22 protein-coding genes and 1 tRNA gene are annotated in these 19098 nt (G+C 52.5%); 2 read left to right on the top strand and 21 right to left on the bottom strand.

What is annotated here, in order from left to right; genetic code table 11:
• Positions 1 to 2: 2 nt before the first annotated feature.
• From IDH41_RS24635 to rpsF, 5 genes are all read right to left on the bottom strand, one after another.
• Complete coding sequence (locus tag IDH41_RS24635; protein ID WP_190865872.1) at positions 3 to 1808, bottom strand: cache domain-containing sensor histidine kinase; 1806 nt, start codon at positions 1806 to 1808, stop codon at positions 3 to 5.
• An 81-nt stretch (positions 1809 to 1889) separates the two neighbouring features.
• Positions 1890 to 2750, bottom strand: a complete 861-nt coding sequence (locus IDH41_RS24630) for an AraC family transcriptional regulator (RefSeq protein WP_190865870.1) — start codon at positions 2748 to 2750, stop codon at positions 1890 to 1892.
• Between the two features lie 386 nt (positions 2751 to 3136).
• Entirely contained in the window at positions 3137 to 3421 is a 285-nt protein-coding gene (gene rpsR, locus IDH41_RS24625; RefSeq protein ID WP_190865868.1) for a 30S ribosomal protein S18, read from the bottom strand.
• 27 nt (positions 3422 to 3448) lie between these two features.
• Positions 3449 to 3973, bottom strand: coding sequence for a single-stranded DNA-binding protein (ssb, locus tag IDH41_RS24620; RefSeq protein ID WP_190865867.1), 525 nt, complete (start codon positions 3971 to 3973; stop codon positions 3449 to 3451).
• A gap of 36 nt (positions 3974 to 4009) precedes the next feature.
• Positions 4010 to 4294, bottom strand: a complete 285-nt coding sequence (gene rpsF / locus IDH41_RS24615; RefSeq protein ID WP_190865865.1) for a 30S ribosomal protein S6 — start codon at positions 4292 to 4294, stop codon at positions 4010 to 4012.
• A 238-nt stretch (positions 4295 to 4532) separates the two neighbouring features.
• Between rpsF and IDH41_RS24610 the strand changes: the two genes are divergently transcribed.
• Positions 4533 to 4715: a YjzC family protein gene (locus tag IDH41_RS24610; protein WP_190865863.1), complete on the top strand. Its 183-nt coding sequence runs from the start codon at positions 4533 to 4535 to the stop codon at positions 4713 to 4715.
• A 384-nt stretch (positions 4716 to 5099) separates the two neighbouring features.
• Here IDH41_RS24610 and IDH41_RS24605 read toward each other — a convergent pair whose 3' ends face one another.
• The 5 genes from IDH41_RS24605 to IDH41_RS24585 all read right to left on the bottom strand — a co-directional run bounded on the left by IDH41_RS24605 (position 5100) and on the right by IDH41_RS24585 (position 7155).
• On the bottom strand, positions 5100 to 5561 hold the full coding sequence (locus IDH41_RS24605; RefSeq protein WP_190865861.1) for a helix-hairpin-helix domain-containing protein: 462 nt from the start codon (positions 5559 to 5561) through the stop codon (positions 5100 to 5102).
• A 79-nt stretch (positions 5562 to 5640) separates the two neighbouring features.
• Positions 5641 to 5731, bottom strand: a tRNA-Ser gene (locus IDH41_RS24600).
• A gap of 67 nt (positions 5732 to 5798) precedes the next feature.
• A complete protein-coding gene (locus IDH41_RS24595) occupies positions 5799 to 6017 on the bottom strand; it encodes a DUF951 domain-containing protein (RefSeq protein ID WP_190865859.1) in 219 nt (72 codons plus the stop codon).
• A complete protein-coding gene (locus IDH41_RS24590) occupies positions 5998 to 6882 on the bottom strand; it encodes a mechanosensitive ion channel family protein (protein ID WP_190865857.1) in 885 nt (294 codons plus the stop codon). Before IDH41_RS24590 ends, IDH41_RS24595 begins: the two co-directional genes overlap by 20 nt.
• A gap of 33 nt (positions 6883 to 6915) precedes the next feature.
• The gene (locus tag IDH41_RS24585; protein ID WP_190865855.1) at positions 6916 to 7155 is read right to left on the bottom strand and encodes a DUF3343 domain-containing protein; all 240 of its coding nucleotides are present in this window, start codon (positions 7153 to 7155) and stop codon (positions 6916 to 6918) included.
• A 111-nt stretch (positions 7156 to 7266) separates the two neighbouring features.
• Here IDH41_RS24585 and yyaC point away from each other — a divergent pair, with 111 nt between their 5' ends.
• A complete protein-coding gene (yyaC, locus tag IDH41_RS24580) occupies positions 7267 to 7872 on the top strand; it encodes a spore protease YyaC (RefSeq protein WP_190865853.1) in 606 nt (201 codons plus the stop codon).
• 28 nt (positions 7873 to 7900) lie between these two features.
• Here the strand turns inward: yyaC and IDH41_RS24575 are convergent, their stop codons facing one another.
• The 11 genes from IDH41_RS24575 to rnpA form a co-directional block, all read right to left on the bottom strand.
• Positions 7901 to 8383, bottom strand: coding sequence for a DUF4446 family protein (locus tag IDH41_RS24575; protein ID WP_190865851.1), 483 nt, complete (start codon positions 8381 to 8383; stop codon positions 7901 to 7903).
• Positions 8384 to 8410: 27 nt separating this feature from the next.
• Complete coding sequence (locus IDH41_RS24570; RefSeq protein ID WP_190865849.1) at positions 8411 to 9574, bottom strand: aminotransferase class V-fold PLP-dependent enzyme; 1164 nt, start codon at positions 9572 to 9574, stop codon at positions 8411 to 8413.
• 124 nt (positions 9575 to 9698) lie between these two features.
• Positions 9699 to 10553, bottom strand: a complete 855-nt coding sequence (locus tag IDH41_RS24565) for a ParB/RepB/Spo0J family partition protein (protein ID WP_190865847.1) — start codon at positions 10551 to 10553, stop codon at positions 9699 to 9701.
• Positions 10534 to 11307 carry a ParA family protein gene (locus tag IDH41_RS24560; protein ID WP_190865845.1) on the bottom strand — a complete coding sequence of 258 codons (774 nt, stop codon included), beginning with the start codon at positions 11305 to 11307 and terminating at the stop codon, positions 10534 to 10536. The genes IDH41_RS24565 and IDH41_RS24560 overlap by 20 nt, the downstream gene beginning before the upstream one ends.
• 329 nt (positions 11308 to 11636) lie before the next feature.
• On the bottom strand, positions 11637 to 12458 hold the full coding sequence (gene noc / locus IDH41_RS24555) for a nucleoid occlusion protein (protein WP_190865843.1): 822 nt from the start codon (positions 12456 to 12458) through the stop codon (positions 11637 to 11639).
• Positions 12459 to 12950: 492 nt separating this feature from the next.
• On the bottom strand, positions 12951 to 13673 hold the full coding sequence (gene rsmG / locus IDH41_RS24550) for a 16S rRNA (guanine(527)-N(7))-methyltransferase RsmG (RefSeq protein WP_190865841.1): 723 nt from the start codon (positions 13671 to 13673) through the stop codon (positions 12951 to 12953).
• Between the two features lie 2 nt (positions 13674 to 13675).
• Positions 13676 to 15565, bottom strand: coding sequence for a tRNA uridine-5-carboxymethylaminomethyl(34) synthesis enzyme MnmG (mnmG, locus tag IDH41_RS24545; RefSeq protein ID WP_190865839.1), 1890 nt, complete (start codon positions 15563 to 15565; stop codon positions 13676 to 13678).
• Between the two features lie 25 nt (positions 15566 to 15590).
• A complete protein-coding gene (mnmE, locus tag IDH41_RS24540; protein ID WP_190865837.1) occupies positions 15591 to 16970 on the bottom strand; it encodes a tRNA uridine-5-carboxymethylaminomethyl(34) synthesis GTPase MnmE in 1380 nt (459 codons plus the stop codon).
• 98 nt (positions 16971 to 17068) lie between these two features.
• Positions 17069 to 17692 (bottom strand): RNA-binding cell elongation regulator Jag/EloR, encoded by a 624-nt coding sequence (gene jag / locus IDH41_RS24535; protein WP_190865835.1) that lies wholly within the window; start codon positions 17690 to 17692, stop codon positions 17069 to 17071.
• Complete coding sequence (locus tag IDH41_RS24530) at positions 17689 to 18468, bottom strand: YidC/Oxa1 family membrane protein insertase (protein WP_190865833.1); 780 nt, start codon at positions 18466 to 18468, stop codon at positions 17689 to 17691. The genes jag and IDH41_RS24530 overlap by 4 nt, the downstream gene beginning before the upstream one ends.
• Before the next feature lie 137 nt (positions 18469 to 18605).
• Positions 18606 to 18983 (bottom strand): ribonuclease P protein component, encoded by a 378-nt coding sequence (gene rnpA / locus IDH41_RS24525; protein ID WP_190865832.1) that lies wholly within the window; start codon positions 18981 to 18983, stop codon positions 18606 to 18608.
• Between the last annotated feature and the right edge of the window lie 115 nt (positions 18984 to 19098).

The following is a 19098-nucleotide window of genomic DNA, read 5'->3' as shown; positions in this document are numbered from 1 at the left end:
GATCACACCGCCTTTTTATCGGAATTATCCGTATCAGTCAATTTCGGAAACCTGATTTCGACCTTCGTATACAGCCCCGGCTCGCTGTATGCCTTCACGCCGTAGGGCTCGCCATACATGCGGATGATCCGTTCATGCACGCTGCGGATGCCCATGCCGCTGAAGCGCGACGATTCTTCCTCCTTGCCCGCTTCCCCTTCGCCGAGCAGCTGCTCCAATTGATGCGGCTTCATGCCTTTGCCGTTGTCCGTTACCTCGATTCGAAGCTCGCCGTTCTCCTCGTAGACGCGAATCAGCACGTATCCCCCGTTCTCGGAAGGACCGATGCCGTGAATGATGGCATTTTCGACGAGGGGCTGCATCATCAGCTTCAGCACGCGGCAATGGAGCAGCGCTTCGTCCTCGATCTGAGTATGCACTTCTATCGGCACCATATACTTGTATTTCTCGATCGATACATAGCTGAACACGTAGTCGAGCTCCTCGCGCACCGTAAGAAATTCGTTGGAATTGCCGAGTACGCTTCGCATGAGCTCGATCAGCGAGCCGGACACCTCTTCGATATTGGGCACCCGATTCAGCTTGGCCAAATATTTGATCGTGTTGAGCGAATTGTATAGAAAATGCGGCCGAACCTGCGCCTGCAGTGCCGTCAGCTCGGCCTCGCGCTTCTTCTTCTCGCTTATTCGTATCCCTTCCATCAGGCGCTTCAATTCTTCCACCATGCTGATGAAGACGCGGTACAGCTGACCGATTTCGTCCTTTGTTTTGATCTCGGTCTTCGGAAACGTCAAATTGCCGTCCTTCACGAACATCATCATCGCTTTCAGCCGCCGGATGTTGATCGTCATCCGCGTCGTTACCATATGCGAGCCGATCAGCACGACGATAAACACGATGACCGATACTTCCGCCATCAAATTGCGCATCTTCGTAAAGTCGATTAGCAGCGAGTCCATCGGAATGAGCGCCAGCGTCGTCCAGCCGGTACTTACGGACAAGCGGCTGACGACGATGTACTTCCTTCCGTCAATGTCCGTCTCCACGACGTCGGCGGATCCCGCGAATCGCTCATTGAGCTTGACGATCGTCTCCAAGGCGGGCGCGGAGGAGGACGGCTCCGTTTCGGTACGGTAGACGAAGCCGTTCTGTTCGTCGAGCACGTACAGCATGCTGTCCTCGGTCGGCTTCACGCCGTACGTTTTTTTGATGAATTCATAGTTCAAATCGACCATGACGACGCCGATCGTCTCGCGGTTGAAACGGATCTCCCGGCCTACGGTGATGGCGTCCATCGCGCCTTCGGGCTTAAAATACGCATGCCGCGAGCCGTTGCGCAGCATGTAATCCATCATCGGAGTCTCCAGGACGGTACGGTCCAGCCACGGGCCGCCGGTGAAGAACACCTTGCCGTTCAGGCCGACCACGGCGATCCTCGTAATATAAGGCTTATAATCGATTAATCCCGATAAAAATTCGTCAATCCGCTTCTGCTCCTGAAACCACTCGAAGCTGATTTCCTCGGACGGGCTGAGCAGCGTATTGATCACCGTGTTTCTGTTGGTCACGACAACCGTATTCAACCGGTCGATTTCCTCGAGCATAATATTGAGCGATTCATCCGCCTGGCGAATGCTGTCCGTCACCGAGGTGACCGCGTTCCGCTTGATCATCTCCCGCATGTTCACGTACACGATGCCGGTAATCGTAACGATCGAGAGAAGGGTGACCAGACTGAACGCGATTAAAATTTTCCCTTGGATGCTGAGCTGCGGTGATATCAACCTGATAAGGGAGGAAAGCTTCATAGGCAACAGCCTCCTTTACAAATAGCCGTGTGTAGAACAATCGATGCGCCCTTTGATTAAAGCGCTTACTATTTTGCGCCGTTATTCGGCTCTTCTTGCTTTGCGCACGGTGGACGGTGAAGAATCGAAGTAAATTTTGAAAGCTCGGGTGAATGAATATAGGCTGGGGTAACCGAGCGAAAACGCGATTTCCGTAATCGTCGCGTCGGTTTCTCTCAGAAACCGCTTCGCCTTCTCCATGCGAACCTTCTGGATATATTTCATTGGCGGCAATCCGACCTGACTGGCGAACACGTAGGAGAAGTGCGAGCGGTTCACGCCGGCAAATTCGGCCACCTGCTGAACGGAAATCCCTTCCGTCGCGTGAAGCTCGATATAATCCATGCACCCTTTAATCCAGCCGGCAGGTTCGGACGACGGGACCGTCGCCGATTCCGGAACGAGTCCGGCGAACAGCTCGCAGACGAGTGCTTGCAGCGACAAGGATACGGCCGGATTCCACTTCTCGGCGACGGCCAGCGCGGCGATCAGCCGATCGGCCGTTGTCTTGACGGAGGAGGCGGCCAGCTTCTCGCGGTACGGCCTGTCCGGCGATAATTCGGCAAGCTCCAGCAGCCCTTCGACCCTGTCCCCGTCAACCGCGATCCAGCTCATCTGCAGCGGTTCGTCCGATGGGAGCATGCAGTAGTAGTAAGTCCGGCCCGGAAACAAACAGAACATGTCGTCCTTCTGCAGCTCGACATGATGCCCGTCGAATTCCAACCGTACCCTTCCCTCTCGCACGAAATGAAAGCTATAGCACTCGATTCTTTTGGGCCCCACTTTATAATGGGGTTTTGCTATGCATCGTCCCGCACGGACCGGCCAGATCCGTCCCTCCTTGTCCAAGTCCCCCGGCGTATAGTAAATAAAATCGGCAAATTCATGATCGTATTCCTGCATCAAAGACGCTCCCTCCATCAATCGACTGTCCGATTCTTCTATTCCTTACGACAAAATGACAACTATATCATGATCGTATTTTTGCGTAAAATGACTGATTGTAAACCCTATCATAATATGTTGAAATCGGATCTGTCTAGGAAACCCGACATAATGATAAATTTGGCATTCCTCACAAGGGAGGATTTAACAATTTGTAGGCGGTATACCGCCCTTCGAAGTATCCAGCAGTAAACGACTGACGCTGCGCACGAACCGCTAGCTCCATCTTGCGCAGCTCGGTTCTGAGCCGTCCTTTGGCGGCATAAGCTCTTTTCGCGATGAAATATAAAACAAAAAAAAGAGCCCGGTTAAGGGCTCTTTCTTGTTATGTCGCTGCCTGTCGACTATTCCGTCGTGTAAGGAAGCAAGGCGATTTGACGCGAACGTTTGATCGCGATCGTCAGCAAGCGTTGGTATTTCGCGCTTGTGCCCGTCACGCGGCGAGGCAAAATTTTGCCGCGCTCGCTGATGAACTTCTTCAGCAGGTCCGTGTCTTTATAGTCAATGTGAGTAATTTTGTTAACGGTGAAGAAACAAACTTTACGGCGCTTGTTGCGACCGCCTTTACGTCCGCTGAACTTGCGCTCCGGACGCTCGTCGCCGCCGTTCTCTCTTTGCTTGAAAGCCATGGTCGTATCCTCCAATCGTTGATAATGTTAAAACGGTAAATCATCTTCCGAAATATCAATTGGGCGTCCGTCATCCTGGAACGGATCACGGCTGTCATTCCGCGAGTTATTGTTAGACCGGTTCCCGCCTCCATAAGAAGCGTTACCGCCGCCGGAGTTTCCTCCTCCGCCGCTTGCGCCGCTAGAGCCGTAATTGCTGCTTCCGCCTTCTTCGCGCGCCGCGCCGCCTTCGCGGTTGGACTCCAAGAAACGTACGTTATCGGCAATGACTTCCGTCACGTAGACGCGCTTGCCTTCGTTGTTCTCGTAGTTACGCACCTGAATGCGTCCTTCCACCGCCGTCAAACGGCCTTTGCGCAAGTAGTTGGCACAGGTCTCGGCAAGCTGGCGCCAGGTTACGACCGGAATGAAATCCGCTTCGCGTTCGCCTTGGCCGCTCGTGAACGGGCGATCTACCGCGATCGTGAATTGCGTAACCGCTACGCCTGCAGGCGTATAGCGAAGCTCGGGGTCTCTCGTCAATCTACCAATCAATATAACACGATTCAACATCGTTACCGACCTCCCAATCGAACGATCTTGCGCGGACTAAGCAACGTCTCTTACGATCAACGTACGGATGACTTCATCCGAGATCTTCATGATCCGGTCGAGCTCGTTCACGACTTCGGAAGTCGCGTTGAACTGTACCAGTACGAAGTACCCGTCGCGAAGCTTGTTGATCTCATACGCAAGACGGCGTTTGCCGATCACATCAGTCTTCGTGACCTCTCCGCCATTGGAGATAATGCCGTTGAACTTATCAACGATCGCTTGAACGTTCTCTTGATCAACGTCCGGGCGAATGATGTACATCACTTCATATTTGCGCATAGGGTTTCACCTCCTTTTGGACTAACGGCCCCATAAATGGAGCAAGGAACGAGCGTATGCTCGCATCTTTATACTATATCAAATCCAATCGCCCATGACAAGCGTGAATCCTCAAGTTTCAGCCAGGCAGCCGGAATCTGCTAATTATGCAACGGCACTCAGCTGCGAATACTAAAGCTCCGGACGACTGCGAATTCGCGTTCGTTCGAACCAAATGATCAAGCTGGAGGCGATTGGAATGGGCGAATGGACAAAGTTCGTTGCCGGCGACAGAGCCCCGAACGACGGCGTATACATCGAGACCGGCGACAATTCGTTTCATATGGGGATCGAGAATCCGAAGAAGGTGACGCTGAAGCGAGGCGAGCGTTTCCCCGAGACGACGAACCATGAACGAAGATGGAAACGGATGGGCCATTAAGCTTTTGTAAATGTTCGTGAATATTCGAATGCGACATGTGCCATTCTAATGATCGACGGTGCAAGAGAGGTGTGGTTCCATTGAACCTGTTGGTGATAGGAACTCGGTGAGGATTTCGTCCACTCGGTATAAATGAAGCGGAGGGTTGTGCCAAAGACTCCTGTCTGTAACACACGCGCATTCCGAGCGTTCGTACGTTATCCGTTAAGGCGGGAAACGTACGATCATGCTCCAATGGATGTACTGAAGCAATTGCTGAATGGTCCATTCGCGTAAATGTAGCTCCAAGCTTTCGCATGCTTGAAGTGAGAATTGATCGACTCAACCATCAATCACCGTCAAGAAGAGGACTCGCGAAGAGTCCTCTTTCTTCTTTGCCTCATTTTAAGCTTCATGCCAGGCTTTGGCGGGCCGGTCGGCGGGATAGCCGTGCTTCTCTCTGTAACTTTTGCGTTCGGCGGTAAAATCCCACCACTGCTTCCCGCTCCCCGGATGATGGGCATGATGCACGGCAAGCCGCATCACATCCTCCACGCAAGGATCCATCCAGACGCCTTGAAGCTTCTCCAGACGCTCGACAAGCTGCGCGCCGGTCTCTCCCCCTGCCTTGATGTCTTCAAGCGAGTAAAAGCCCAGCTCGGTCAAATGCCAAGCGAGCTTCGGACCGAGGGAAGGTATGCTCTGGAACCGGGCAAGCGCAAGCAGCAGTTTCGCCCTTTCTGTTGAAATTTGCAAACTCACACCTAGCTGGTCGACATTATAGCCTGCAAGATCGGCCAGCTTGATTTTGCTTGCTCTCATCGCCTTGCGCTCGGCATCGGTTAGCGGCAGCTTTGGCGTACTCATGGTACGGGCAGCCCCCTTTTATGTAGATTGGTCAAAATAAAAAACGATCCATTCGCGGATCGCTTGACTGTTATATGAATGGCGGAGAAGGTGGGATTCGAACCCACGCACGCTTTGACACGCCTAGCTGATTTCGAGTCAGCCCCCTTGGGCCTCTTGGGTACCTCTCCGGACACAAAAATTATATTATCATAAAGGCCGATCAGATGCAAGTCCAATTTTTATTATATCGCAGATTCAAGCATCCGCCGCTCCCTCTTCGGCCGCTTTCGATCGAAGCACCTTCTTCATGTTTTTCTCGAACTTGGCTCTCGGAATGAGGACGCTGTGCTTGCAGCCGACGCATTTGATGCGGATATCCATCCCCATCCGTATAATCTCCATCTCATTGGAGCCGCAAGGATGCTGCTTCTTCATCTGCACGATATCGCCCAGCTCAAACTGTTTTCGTTCCATCCGTAACCCCTCCCTTTTCATTTCGCTGATAGGTAACCATTCTTGGATACGGAATTTCGATGCCGTTCGCGTCCAGCGCTTTCTTGATCTCCATATTCAACTTGCGCGCCACAACCGGATGCGTGTTCGGCTTGCACTCGGCGATGACCCGGATCGTCACTCCGGTCGGAGCGATTGCTTGTATGCCGAGCACCTGCGGGGAAGCGATAAGATCCGGATCTTGCATGCCGATCATCGTATGCCGGATCACTTCGATCGCGCGGTCGACCTCTTCCTCGAAGGCAATCGAAATATCCACGACGGCAAGCGAATTGTTAAGGGAGAAATTCGTCAGCTCGTTAATCATGCCGTTCGGTATAATATGCATCTCGCCGGTCCAGCTTTGGATTTTCGTCGTGCGCAGCCCGATCATCTCGACCGTCCCTTTGAATTGCCCCGTCTGGATCACGTCGCCTACGGCGAATTGATCCTCCAGGACGATAAAAAAGCCGGTTATGATGTCCTTCACCAAACTTTGCGCGCCAAAGCCGATCGCGAGCCCCAGTACGCCCGCCCCTGCGAGCAGAGGGCCCAAATCGATGCCGAACTCGGACAGGACAAGCATCGCCGCAATAAAATAAATCACATAAGAGGCAACGTTTTTCATTAGCTTGCCCAGCGTCGTCATTCGCCTCGCCTGACTGGATAAGCGCTTGCTCTCCCGTTCCAGAACCGCACGGTTAATCGTTTTATGTATAATCCATACGACCACTTTGCTTACGATTAAAATAACGGCTACGCGAATGGCGGCATTGGCGATACTCTGCCATACATCCTGATCGGTCAGCCAGCCTGCCGACGATTCGTACATCTCGTTGATTGACATCGATGCTCCTCCTTCTTCCGGTTGCGGTGCTCGTTATACCTCAATTTGTTTGTATCCCGATTCCGCGGCTTGAAAGATGCCCCTGATTTCGACATTTTCCTGGTCGATGACGTCCTTCACCACGTCAAGGCTTTCTTCGGGGAATTGAATGGACAGCGCGCAGCCGGCCGTTATCTCCTTAGGCGTCGGGCAAATATCGATATCGACCTCGGCGTATTCGAGCAGCATCTCGGCCCGCAGCGCCTGCTGCGTCGAGTCAAATGCAATTAACATAAGCCCATCCTCCAAACCTTTCGCTAATCAATCATCCTATAAACTATGTGACGTATAAAATGGTTGACCCATCCATATACTAGTAACATATCGGCATATCGGAGGGATTCTATGAAGCTACCATTTATGAAGGACTCGTCGTTAAAGGTACCGTACACGACCGCTAACGTGATCGGTATCCTTGTCAATCGGTTAACGGTCATGCTCGAGGAATTATCCGACAATCGGCCGATCGTTATCGTTTGCGTAGGAACCGACCGCTCCACCGGTGACGCGCTGGGACCGCTCATCGGCACCTCGCTTACGAAGTACCGCAGCTCTCATTTTACCTTGTTCGGCACGTTAGAGGAACCCGTTCATGCCATGAATTTGGACGATACGCTGCAGGAAATCAACCGAAGCTTCCACAAGCCGTTCGTCATCGGAATCGACGCCTGCCTCGGCCAAGTATCGAGCGTCGGTTGCATTCAGCTCGGCATGGGCCCGGTCCGCCCCGGCGCAGGCGTTAATAAAGAACTGCCCCCTGTCGGCGATATCCATCTGACAGGCATCGTAAACGTCGGAGGCTTCATGGAATATTTCGTGCTGCAAAACACCCGCCTTCACCTGGTGATGAAGATGGCCGATATTATCTCGTTAAGCTTGTTTACGGCAATTACGAATCATGCTCAGCTCTTAAGCGCTCGCGAGCAGACCGCAGCCGCCGATAACGGCTAAATGATTATTCCCCTCAAAGCGACCGCCGTCACTTCGCTTCTGCAATCGCCTTTCGCTCTTCCGGCGTTAACGGGTAGGCGGATTCGCCTTTTGCGATCGGCTTGGCGTACACATACGAGTTTTCCCTGCTATGAATGCTCGTAATGACCGCTCCGTCGCTCTCTTCATTGATGATCGCGAGCGTGAAGCTGAGATCGCTTCCTTGATCGGCGAAAGCATTATAACGATGAATGCCGAGCTTTCCTTTTTTTAGAGGGACAACCTGCTGGATACCGTTAAGCTGCGCTTGCAGACGTTCGGACCTTTGCTTCTGCTCGGCTATGCTTTCCTTCATGTCGATGATGACTTCTTCCAGATTCGTAACACCCGTATTCCCCATAACTGCCGTATATTGCTTTCTTAATTTTTTGAGCCGTCCGCCGACGACCGCAATCCAAATGATTAAAATGATGACAAGCAGAACCAAAACCACCGTGACTGCATTCATCGGATTTGTTGTCCAGTCTTCCATTGTTGTTAATCCGCCCCCATTTGATGGCTATGCCCGATATTGCGAAGTTATTTCCTGCATGGCATCGGCGAGCGCATCCACTTCCGCTTCCGTCGTATAGATGCCTACGCTTGCGCGGACGGCTCCCGTCGCGGACGTTCCCGCGCAAGCATGCGCGAGCGGCGTACAATGAAAGCCCGCGCGTACCGCGATGTTATAATGCTGGTCCAAAATAAACGAAAGCTCCGACGGATCGATTCCCTCCGCATCGAATGCGACGATGCCCGTCCGCTGTTCCCCAAGCGCGGGGCCAAGCAGCCTGATACCCGGTATCCGCTGCAGCCCTTCCATCAGCCGCTGCGATAATGACCATTCCTTCGCATGGATGCTCTGAACGGACTCGTTCCATACATGCTGAACGCCCATTCGCAGACCTGCGATTCCGGGCGTATTCTGCGTCCCGGCCTCATAGCGGTCCGGACGTACGCGAGGCTGCTCCAGCGCCTCGGACTGGCTCCCCGTGCCGCCGTGCAGCAACGGCTCCAGCTCCAGCTCCGGATCGATGTACAGGCCTCCTGTGCCCTGTGGACCAAGCAAACCTTTATGCCCCGGAAAAGCAAGCATGTCGATGCCCATCGCTTTAACGTCAATCGGCAATATGCCTGCGCTTTGCGCTGCGTCGACGAGAAGCTTAATGCCGTATTTTTTCGTCATTTCCGCAATATCCGCCACCGGCATTATGGTCCCGAGCAAGTTCGAGCTATGGTTAACGATAACGAGCGTCGTGTTTGGCCGAATGGCTTTGGCGACGTCGTCAAGTTTAATATTGCCGCGTTCATCCGCTTCTATATAAGTAACCTGAATACCAATCTTTTGCTCCAACGCATACAGCGGACGCCGAACGGAGTTATGTTCGACGGATGTCGCGATGACATGATCGCCTGACTTTAGCCAGCCTTTGATCGCTTGGTTGAGCGCCATCGTCGTATTCGAGGCGAACGCAATGTCATTCGGGTTTTTTATATTAAACAACTTGCCAAGCTGCTTTCTGGCATCAAAGAGAATTCGGCTAGCCCGTACGGCCATGGCGTGACTGCCCCGTCCGGGATTGGCCGCATCGTTCAGCATCGCCTGCATAACCGCTTCCGTTACGGCCGGAGGCTTCGGCCAAGAGGTTGCCGCATGATCCAAATATATCGTAGATTTCTCCATTTGATTCATCCACCTTACCCTCTCTATCGTTGTTCCACATAACAATGGCATACCTTAGTTTAATCCTTCAACCGAAAGATTACAACGTCGGGTATGCCATTGTTCAGGTATGAATCGAATGCGATTAAGCCATATATTGGAGCAATTCCAGCAATCTCTCCAAATCCTGTTTACTGTAATATTGCAGCTCGATTTTCCCTTTATCCTTCTGCTGTTTAATTTTTACCGTCGTTTTAAATCGTTCGCGCAGCGTTTCTTCGAGATGATCGATATAAGGATCCCGCTTTTTCTGCTTTGGCTTCGTTTTTTCTTCCGGCTGCTGCTTCGAATCCAGCTTTTGAATCGCCTCTTCCAATTCGCGGACGCTCCACTCCAACGCCACCGTCTGATCGGCAAACTCCTTCTGCACCTTCACGTCCTTAATGCCGACCAACGCTCTCGCATGACCCATCGAAATTGTTCCACGTGAAACATTGTCTTTAATTTCCGCCGGAAGCGATAGCAGTCTGACAAAATTAGCAATATGCGAGCGGGATTTGCCGACCTTCATCGATAACTCTTCTTGCGTTAGCTTGAACTTATCAATCAGTGCCTGGTAAGCAACCGCCACTTCAATGGCGTTCAAATCCTCGCGCTGAAGATTCTCAATCAGAGCGATTTCCATAACCTGCTGATCCGTGAACGATCTGACGACCGCCGGAATCGTCGTATTGCCGCAGAACTGGGATGCGCGGAAGCGTCTTTCCCCCGCTATAATTTCGTACCCCTTTAATACGGTTCGAACAATAATCGGTTGAATGACGCCATGCTGCTTAATCGATTCCGCCAATTCCTTAATGGATTCCTCATCGAACGTTTTCCTTGGCTGATATGGATTCGGTCTTAGCTGTGATAATGAAATCTCGATTACTTTATCGTCATCATTCACAGAAAGCGATGGAATAAGCGCATCCAGCCCTCTACCTAGCCGCTTGCTCATACATGATCACTTCCTTTGCGAGTTCAAGATAGACTTCTGCACCCTTAGATCGTGGATCGTATGTGATAATGGCTTGTCCATGGGATGGCGCCTCGCTCAGTCGAACGTTGCGCGGAATAATCGTTTGATATACTTTTTGCTGAAAATATTTTTTAACCTCTTCGATGACTTGAATGCCGAGATTCGTTCTGGCGTCCAGCATCGTAAGCAATACGCCTTCAATTTGTAGCGATGTATTCAAATGCTTCTGAACGAGCCGAACCGTATTTAACAATTGGCTCAAGCCCTCCAGCGCATAATATTCACATTGAATCGGAATGAGGACGGAATCCGCGGCCGTTAACGAATTGATCGTGAGGATGCCTAAGGATGGCGGACAATCGATTAAAATATAATCGAAATCATCCTTCACCAGATGAAGCGACTTTTTTAGCCGCAGCTCGCGGGATATCGTAGGTACGAGCTCGATTTCGGCGCCGGCCAACTGGATCGTTGCCGGAATGATTTTCAATCCGGGCACGTTCGTATCAAACATCGCATCCCGCGGATGGACATCGTTAATAAGCACATCGTAGATGCAATTGTTGACATCCCCTTTATCGATGCCTAGTCCGCTCGTCGTATTCCCTTGCGGGTCGATATCGACAAGCAGCACCTTCCTCCCCAGCGATGCCAGACAGGCGGCTAAGTTAACGGACGTCGTCGTCTTACCGACACCGCCCTTCTGATTCGCAATCGCAATAATTTTCGACAAAACCGGCTCACCTCTGTATGTACAACTTTAATATGCTGCCTTGTTATCTTCGTGATGGTTTACAAGCAAAACCAGCTGTCCCGCCATTTCGGAGAAAGAGAACGGTTTTCGCGGTGAAATATAACCCGAGTATAAGCCAAGCGAAACGGCTTAGAAAAACTTGTAAATGGTTATCTTTGAATGAATTAACCAAGAGAAACCGGCTGTCGGCCATCCTTCGGTTGAATAACCCGTTTCGCGCTGTGTAATAAAAAGGGTTATATTTCTTTACAAATGGTTTCGCCGCCCTCGGCGAGGACGGCATCGATTACGTATAAAATAAGGAATTTTTATTGCCTTTTCGGGATTTGAATAACGATTTCGTAGTGATCTTCATGATCCTTTTCATTCGTTTTGATCGGAAGCCCGGAACCGGATACCATCTCGATCGACTGGCGAATCGTATTCAGAGCCAAACGGACATCCTTCGTGAACGAAATCCGTTTCGCCTTTTTCACCTTGGCCGTTTCCTTCAAGAAAGCGATTCTGGTTTCAGTTTGCTTCACGTTCAAATCTTTGGTGATGATCTCTTCCAGCACCTGATGTTGAAGCTCCTCGGTATCGAGCGACAACAGCGCGCGGGCGTGCCGCTCCGTAATCTTCCGTTCCATCAGCGCAAGTTTAATAGTATCACTTAACATTAACAATCGCAATTTATTGGCAATCGTCGATTGACTTTTTCCGAGTCGCTGCGCCAAGCTTTCCTGCGTCAATTGATGCAGCTCGATCAGCTTCTGATAAGCAATCGCTTCCTCGATCGCCGTCAAGTTTTCCCTTTGCAGGTTCTCGATCAAGGCGATCGACGCCGTCTGCGAATCGTTGAACTCGCGCACGATAGCCGGAATCGTATCATAACCAAGCTTCGTTACGGCTCGCCAACGGCGTTCCCCCGCGATAATCTCATATCGTCCGTTGCGCATGCGAACGACGATCGGCTGAATGATCCCGTGCGTCTTGATCGTCTGGCACAGTTCTTCGATTCGATCGTCATCAAATATCGTTCGCGGTTGAAACGGACTTGAATCGATTTCCTGAATCGGAATTTGCCGCACTTCTTCATGGAGTATGCGCTGGTCGGACAAACCGAACAAACGAGAAAATTGTTCTTTCATATCGATAATTACCACCCGATCATGAGATAAACCCGCAAGCTGTTGTCCGTCTCGAATCGCCATAACACTGTCGTCATGAGCAATTCTCTGAAAATTTCACCATCCGCCAATAGAGTGCCAGCCTAGATGTCATTCTCCTACCGGTCAAACCAGCTGCAAAGTTTTTTTGAAATAAATACGCTCCTGCTTCACTTTTCGCATCCGCATAGCGATTATCCATAACAAAAAGTCATTCGGAAGTAATCGAATGGCTTTCTTCAAACGGACCGATCCATTTCCAGACGATTGTTGTCAGATGCAATCCGCGCATCATGACAAAGCTTGCTAGCATTGCCGCAACCTGAGTTTCATCTTACCTATCTATTTCGACTGCCTTTGAGCGAAATCCTGCTTGACAGCCGTCCTCTACCTACAATTGTCGCATTTTATCAACGAGGATAGCTCTGCAGCGTACATTGGCACAAATGTTTCACGTGGAACATTATTTACGAGCTATATTAACGGCTGTTTCAGGGGCGTGCCCGCTTTTCTAGGATATTTGCGAGGCGTAGCGTCGGTTTTCTCAATAAGGACAATATGTCTTTCGGATTGCTCGTTCGGCAGCGTAAGCTTATGCTGCGATTTGATTATTCCTTTTAACTCGCGCAGGCTGAAAGACGCTTCCTTCACTTCCTCATCCGATTGCGACCCTTTCATCGCCGCGAAGAGCCCTCCCTTGCGCACGAAGGGCAAGCAAAACTCGTTCAATACGTTCAAGCGCGCGACGGCGCGGGCCGTAACGAGATCATACCGATCGCGATGCTCCGGCAGCCGGGCGACGTCTTCGGCCCTTCCATGCAGACAGGCAACGTCGGCTAAACCTAGCTGCTCCGTCAAATGAGACAGAAACTGAATTCTTTTATTCAACGAGTCTACGATCAACACGTTTAAATGAGGAAAACAAATTTTAAGCGGAATGCTGGGAAACCCCGCGCCCGATCCGATATCCGCAAGCTTATGTACCTTGTTCACATTCGTGTAGAAGGATAAGGATACGGAATCGTAAAAATGCTTCTCGTATACCGCGTCCCGCTCCGTTATGCCGGTCAGGTTCATTTTTTCGTTCCACTCGACGAGCAAACGGTAATACAAGTCGAATTGCTCTAGCTGACGGCCGGAGAGCGGAATGCCGCTCTCCTCCATCCGTCCGGTGAACCAAGCGATCGTTTCATCCATGTTCAAGAACCTTTCGCCGCGGTAACGCGATTATAATGTTCGAGATATACGAGCAAGATCGAAAGATCGGCAGGCGTAACGCCCGACACGCGGGAAGCCTGGCCTAGCGAGAGCGGCCTGACGAGCTCGAGCTTCTGCTTCGCTTCCGAAGCCAATCCGTGCACTTCGCTATACACAATATCGTCCGGAATCCGTTTTTTCTCCATTTTGTTCAGCCGTTCAACCTGCTGCAGCTGCTTCTCGATGTAGCCAGCATATTTGATCTGGATCTCGACCTGCTCCTTCATCTCGTCCGTCATGTCCGGCGTAGACGGCACGACCGTCTCTAGCATGGCGTACGTGACTTCCGGGCGGCGCAGCAGCGACAGAGCGTCCGTACCGTTCGTCATCGGGGCCGTTCCGGCAGCCGTCAGCATGTCGTTCACCTGGTTGGGCTTCACTTTAATGCCGCGCAGCCGTTCGATATCCGCCTCGACCATTTCCTTCTTGCGCAAAAACTTGGCGTAGCGTTCTTCCGTTATAAGCCCGATCTCATAGCCGATCGGGGTTAGGCGCAAATCCGCGTTATCGTGGCGAAGCAGCAGGCGATATTCCGCTCGCGACGTCAGCAGGCGATACGGGTCATTCGTCCCCTTCGTCACCAGGTCATCGATCATAACGCCGATATACCCTTCGGAGCGGCCGAGCACGATCGGCTCTTTCCCCTGCACCTTCCTCGCCGCATTGATGCCGGCCATGATGCCTTGACCTGCCGCCTCTTCATAACCGGAGGTGCCGTTAATTTGTCCGGCGGTGAACAAGCTGTCGATCACTTTCGTTTCAAGCGACGGCCATAGCTGGGTAGGCACGACCGCGTCATATTCGATCGCGTAGCCGTTACGCATCATCTCAACATTTTCCAATCCTGGGATTGAACGTAAAATGCCGAGCTGCACGTCCTCCGGCATGCTCGTCGACAATCCTTGCACGTAATACTCCGACGTGTTCTTGCCTTCCGGCTCCAGGAAAATCTGATGCTTCGGCTTGTCGGCGAAGCGGACGATTTTGTCCTCGATCGACGGGCAGTAGCGCGGCCCCGTTCCTTCGATCGCTCCCGAGAACATCGGCGCGCGGTGCAAATTATCGTTGATGATCTTATGCGTCGTCTCCGACGTATAAGTTAGCCAGCAAGGCAGCTGCTCGTTCGTCGACGATTCCGTCTCGTGGGAGAAAAACTTCGGATTGTCGTCTCCCGGCTGAATTTCCGTCTTGGTGAAATCGATCGTATCCTTATGCACGCGGGGCGGCGTGCCCGTCTTGAAGCGCACAAGCTGCAAGCCATGCTCCTTCAAGCTCGCCGACAACCGGACCGACGGCTGCTGGTTGTTCGGACCGCTCTCATACATCAGCTCGCCCATAATGATTTTGCCGCGCAAATACGTTCCCGTCGTCACAACCGTCGTACGCGAGCGGTACTCCGCGCCCGTCTTCGTAATGATGCCTACGCACTTGCCGTCTTCGACGATGAGCTCTTCCGCCATCCCCTGACGCAGCGTCAGGTTTGGCGTTTCCTCGATCGTCTTCTTCAAGACATGCTGGTAATCGAATTTATCCGCCTGCGCGCGAAGCGCGTGCACCGCCGGGCCTTTGCCCGTATTGAGCATCCTCATTTGAATGAACGTTTTGTCGATATTTCGTCCCATTTCCCCGCCGAGCGCGTCGATTTCCCGCACCACGTGGCCCTTTGCCGGCCCGCCGATCGACGGATTGCACGGCATGAACGCAACCATATCCAAATTGATCGTAAGCAGCAGCGTCTCGCATCCCATGCGAGCGGCGGCCAGCGCCGCTTCACAGCCCGCGTGTCCTGCGCCGATCACGATAACATCATATTGTCCTGCCAAATATCCCATACTTCAGACCTCCAATCTGCCTAACCTATTTGCCTAAACAAAATTGCGAAAAGATTTGATCGATCAACGAATCGCCGGCCTCGTCGCCCAAAATTTCGCCGAGCGACTCCCACGCCGCACGCGCGTCAATCTGAATGACGTCGATCGGAATGCCCATATTCGACGCTTCGATCGCATCCGACAGCGATTGACGCGCACGCTTCAGCAAAGAAATATGCCGGACGTTGCTGACATATGTCAAATCGCTTGCTTCGAGCTGCCCTTCGAAAAACATTTCGCTTATTGCCCGCTCCAGCCCGTCCAGCCCCTCTTCCGCCACAACCGACATCCGGACGATCGGAGCGGCCGGCATCGACTCCTCCACCACCTCAATTTCTAATTGATGCGGCAAGTCGGTCTTATTGATGACAATAATGACCGGACGATCCTTCAATTGCGCAAGCAGCTCGCGATCCTCCGCTTGAAGCGGCTCGTTATAGTTCAAGACGAACAAAATGAGATCGGCATCCTCCAGCGCGTTTCGCGAACGCTCCACGCCGATCCTCTCCACGACGTCGCTCGTCTCCCGGATGCCGGCCGTGTCCAGCAGGCGCAGCGGAATGCCATTAAGCGAGACGAACTGTTCGATGACGTCGCGGGTCGTTCCCGGAATATCGGTGACGATCGCTTTGTTCTCCTGCGTCAGCACGTTCATCAGCGACGACTTCCCGACGTTAGGGCGTCCGACGATCGCCGTTACGATGCCTTCACGCAATATTTTGCCTTCGTTCGCCGTTTTTAACAGCCGATCTATTTCAACAATAGCCGATCCGCATTGCTCGCGGATATAGGCGCTTGTCATTTCCTCGACGTCATGCTCGGGATAATCGATATTCACTTCGATATGCGCCAGCAGCTCGATAACGGTCTGCCGCAGCTCCTTGATCTTCTTGGAGAGCGCCCCTTCCGCCTGCTTCCGCGCGACCGAGAAAGCCCGGTCCGACTTGGAGCGGATCAGATCGATAACCGCCTCCGCCTGCATCAGGTCGATCCGGCCGTTCAGGAACGCGCGCTTCGTGAATTCACCGGGCTCCGCCGTCCGGAAGCCCTCGAGCTGCAGGACGACGTCCAGCACCTTCTTCACCGCGATGACGCCGCCATGCGCGTTAATCTCGACGACGTCCTCGGCCGTGAACGACCGCGGCCCGCGCATCAGCGTGACGAGGACCTCTTCCACGCGCTCGCCCGTCGCGGGATCCACGATATGGCCGTAATGAACCGTATGGGATTCGGCATCCTTCAAATTTATTTTCGAACGGAAAATACGGGCGGTCCCTTCGACCGCATCCGGTCCGCTTATCCTTATTATCGCAATGCCGCCTTCTCCGACCGCGGTCGAAATGGCGGCAATCGTATCATGCACCATCGTCTTTCAACACCTCTCAAATGGAAAAACAGCAATGACCATAAGGAGCCATTGCTGCAAATTGCGTTTCAATTCGACTTTATCTCTCAATCCTCGCGCTACTGCCTGAGCGCAATGACGACGCGCCGGTTCGGCTCGTCGCCCTTGCTGAACGTCTTCACCTTAGGATGGTTCTGCAGCTGCGAATGAATCACCTTGCGCTCATGCGGCGACATCGGCTCCAGGACGACTTCTTTCCTGGTCCGGATGACCCGGCCCGCAAGCCGTTCCGACAAATCCTCCAACGTCTTGCGGCGGCGCTCGCGAAAATCTTCTGCATCGAGCACGATACGAAGATGACTGTCCGAATAACGGTTAGCGACAATATTTACTAAGTACTGTAACGCATCAAGCGTTTGTCCGCGGCGTCCAATCAGCATTCCGAGGTCCCCGCTGCCCGATACGGCGAGTTGGGTGCCTTCCCTCGTATGCTTTCGATCGATGTTCACTTGCAGCCCCATCGTGCCCGCCACCTCGCGGATGAACTGCTCCGCTTCAAGCATCGGATCGGGGATTACCTCAAGCTCAACCTTCGCTTCCTTTACGCCGAACAAGCCCAGAAAGCCTTTGGCGGGATGTTCGAGCACGACTGTTTTCACGCGGTCTTCAGTTACCTGTAATTGCGATAATCCGTTTCGTACAGCATCGTCTACCGTCTTTCCCGATGCAACGATTTTCTTCATTTCGCAGGGGCCTCCTTACCCTTGTTGGATGAACGAACATACAGGAAGTAGTTTTGGACGATCGTATAGATATTGCTGTATACCCAATATAACGGCAGAGCCGCAGGGAACGAAATCGCCATGACGAAAATGAGCACCGGGAATATCGCCAGCATCATGCCCATGCCCGGCATCGTCTGCGTCTGCTGCTTCTGCATCATTTTGGACTGAATGTACGTCGTTGCCGCGGCAAGGATCGGCAAGATATAATACGGATCCTTCTCTCCGAGCTGGAGCCACAGGAAGGAATGCTCGCGAATGTCCGGATTCATATAGATCGCGTTGTACAGCGCGATGAACACCGGCATCTGAACGATCAGCGGCAAGCAGCCGGCCATCGGATTCACCTGATGCTTCTGAAACAGCTTCATCGTCTCTTCCTGCTGCTTCTGCGGGTTATCCTTGTACTTCTTCTTGATTTCGGCCATTTCCGGCTGCAGCGCCTGCATCGCCTTCGAGCTGCGGTACTGCTTGAGCGTCAAAGGCAGGATCAGCGTCCTAACGATAATCGTCAGAAGCAATATGGCAAGTCCGTACGATTCGCCGAACCAGCCGGCGAACGTATCGAGCGTGATCGCGAAATAGTAGACGACGTTCCTCTCCCAGAAGTTGCCCTCGGCAAGGTCGGCCGTCTCCGTCGTCTGGTTCGTCGGAGCCCCGCAGCCCGCCAACACCCCCATTAACAGGACAAGCCCAAGCACTAAAAACCACTTTTTCTTCGTAATCCGAAACAACATGAAAACTCCTCTCTGAGAGCCACCTGCGTCAAGCTTGTACACTCTTATATTTCCAATCTCGACTATACCATAATTTAGAGGACAAAGAAACAAGGACCATGCCCGTGCATCCGCTTTCTTGCGAGCGTGCGGAAGGGCTAATCCGACTGCTTCTCCGTCCCGGGGGGTTTGCCCCCGTTTTTGAGCAAACCGGCCTTCTTCAGCACGTGGAGAACGCTCTTCTCCATCTCCTTCAGCTTCATGGCGGTCGCCGGCTTCCTCACGATCAGGATCAAATCGGTTTTCGGAACGATGCGGCTTGCCTGGTGGCGGACGATCTCCTTGATCATTCGGCGCATCCGGTTGCGAACGACGGCGTTGCCGATCTTCTTGCTCGCCGATACGCCCAGGCGGAACGGATCGGCCGCGGGCTGCTTCGACCAGTAGACGATGAATTGCCCGTTGGCAAACGATTTGCCGCCCCTGTATATTCGGCTGAAATCCTCCCGATTGCGAAGGCGAAGTTTTCTATGCACGACTGATAGCCACCGTTCATTGTTCAAATTAGCAAGAAAGCAAGCTTCTCACTCAAGTATCGCCAACTATTCGCCGGCGTAAGCAGCGGCGCTGGCGAGGTTCGTTTGTATGTTC

The sequence above is a fragment of the Paenibacillus arenilitoris genome (assembly GCF_014705655.1).
In the GTDB taxonomy this organism is placed as follows: domain Bacteria; phylum Bacillota; class Bacilli; order Paenibacillales; family Paenibacillaceae; genus Pristimantibacillus; species Pristimantibacillus arenilitoris.
The sequence above is the reverse complement of the archived record's forward strand: the minus strand, read 5'-3'. Positions and strand labels throughout refer to the sequence as shown.

What these genes read in the sequence shown, in the direction of transcription:
- IDH41_RS24565 (WP_190865847.1), bottom strand. Translation starts at nt 10,553, where the DNA reads ATGAGCAAGCGGCTAGGTAGAGGGCTGGATGCGCTTATTCCATCGCTT.
- rpsR (WP_190865868.1), bottom strand. Translation starts at nt 3,421, where the DNA reads ATGGCTTTCAAGCAAAGAGAGAACGGCGGCGACGAGCGTCCGGAGCGC.
- rpsF (WP_190865865.1), bottom strand. Translation starts at nt 4,294, where the DNA reads ATGCGCAAATATGAAGTGATGTACATCATTCGCCCGGACGTTGATCAA.
- IDH41_RS24575 (WP_190865851.1), bottom strand. Translation starts at nt 8,383, where the DNA reads ATGGAAGACTGGACAACAAATCCGATGAATGCAGTCACGGTGGTTTTG.
- jag (WP_190865835.1), bottom strand. Translation starts at nt 17,692, where the DNA reads ATGAAGAAAATCGTTGCATCGGGAAAGACGGTAGACGATGCTGTACGA.
- ssb (WP_190865867.1), bottom strand. Translation starts at nt 3,973, where the DNA reads ATGTTGAATCGTGTTATATTGATTGGTAGATTGACGAGAGACCCCGAG.
- IDH41_RS24570 (WP_190865849.1), bottom strand. Translation starts at nt 9,574, where the DNA reads ATGGAGAAATCTACGATATATTTGGATCATGCGGCAACCTCTTGGCCG.
- IDH41_RS24610 (WP_190865863.1), top strand. Translation starts at nt 4,533, where the DNA reads ATGGGCGAATGGACAAAGTTCGTTGCCGGCGACAGAGCCCCGAACGAC.
- noc (WP_190865843.1), bottom strand. Translation starts at nt 12,458, where the DNA reads ATGAAAGAACAATTTTCTCGTTTGTTCGGTTTGTCCGACCAGCGCATA.
- IDH41_RS24585 (WP_190865855.1), bottom strand. Translation starts at nt 7,155, where the DNA reads ATGTTAATTGCATTTGACTCGACGCAGCAGGCGCTGCGGGCCGAGATG.
- IDH41_RS24635 (WP_190865872.1), bottom strand. Translation starts at nt 1,808, where the DNA reads ATGAAGCTTTCCTCCCTTATCAGGTTGATATCACCGCAGCTCAGCATC.
- IDH41_RS24605 (WP_190865861.1), bottom strand. Translation starts at nt 5,561, where the DNA reads ATGAGTACGCCAAAGCTGCCGCTAACCGATGCCGAGCGCAAGGCGATG.
- rsmG (WP_190865841.1), bottom strand. Translation starts at nt 13,673, where the DNA reads ATGGATGAAACGATCGCTTGGTTCACCGGACGGATGGAGGAGAGCGGC.
- IDH41_RS24590 (WP_190865857.1), bottom strand. Translation starts at nt 6,882, where the DNA reads ATGTCAATCAACGAGATGTACGAATCGTCGGCAGGCTGGCTGACCGAT.
- yyaC (WP_190865853.1), top strand. Translation starts at nt 7,267, where the DNA reads ATGAAGCTACCATTTATGAAGGACTCGTCGTTAAAGGTACCGTACACG.
- IDH41_RS24630 (WP_190865870.1), bottom strand. Translation starts at nt 2,750, where the DNA reads ATGCAGGAATACGATCATGAATTTGCCGATTTTATTTACTATACGCCG.
- mnmG (WP_190865839.1), bottom strand. Translation starts at nt 15,565, where the DNA reads ATGGGATATTTGGCAGGACAATATGATGTTATCGTGATCGGCGCAGGA.
- IDH41_RS24530 (WP_190865833.1), bottom strand. Translation starts at nt 18,468, where the DNA reads ATGTTGTTTCGGATTACGAAGAAAAAGTGGTTTTTAGTGCTTGGGCTT.
- IDH41_RS24595 (WP_190865859.1), bottom strand. Translation starts at nt 6,017, where the DNA reads ATGGAACGAAAACAGTTTGAGCTGGGCGATATCGTGCAGATGAAGAAG.
- mnmE (WP_190865837.1), bottom strand. Translation starts at nt 16,970, where the DNA reads ATGGTGCATGATACGATTGCCGCCATTTCGACCGCGGTCGGAGAAGGC.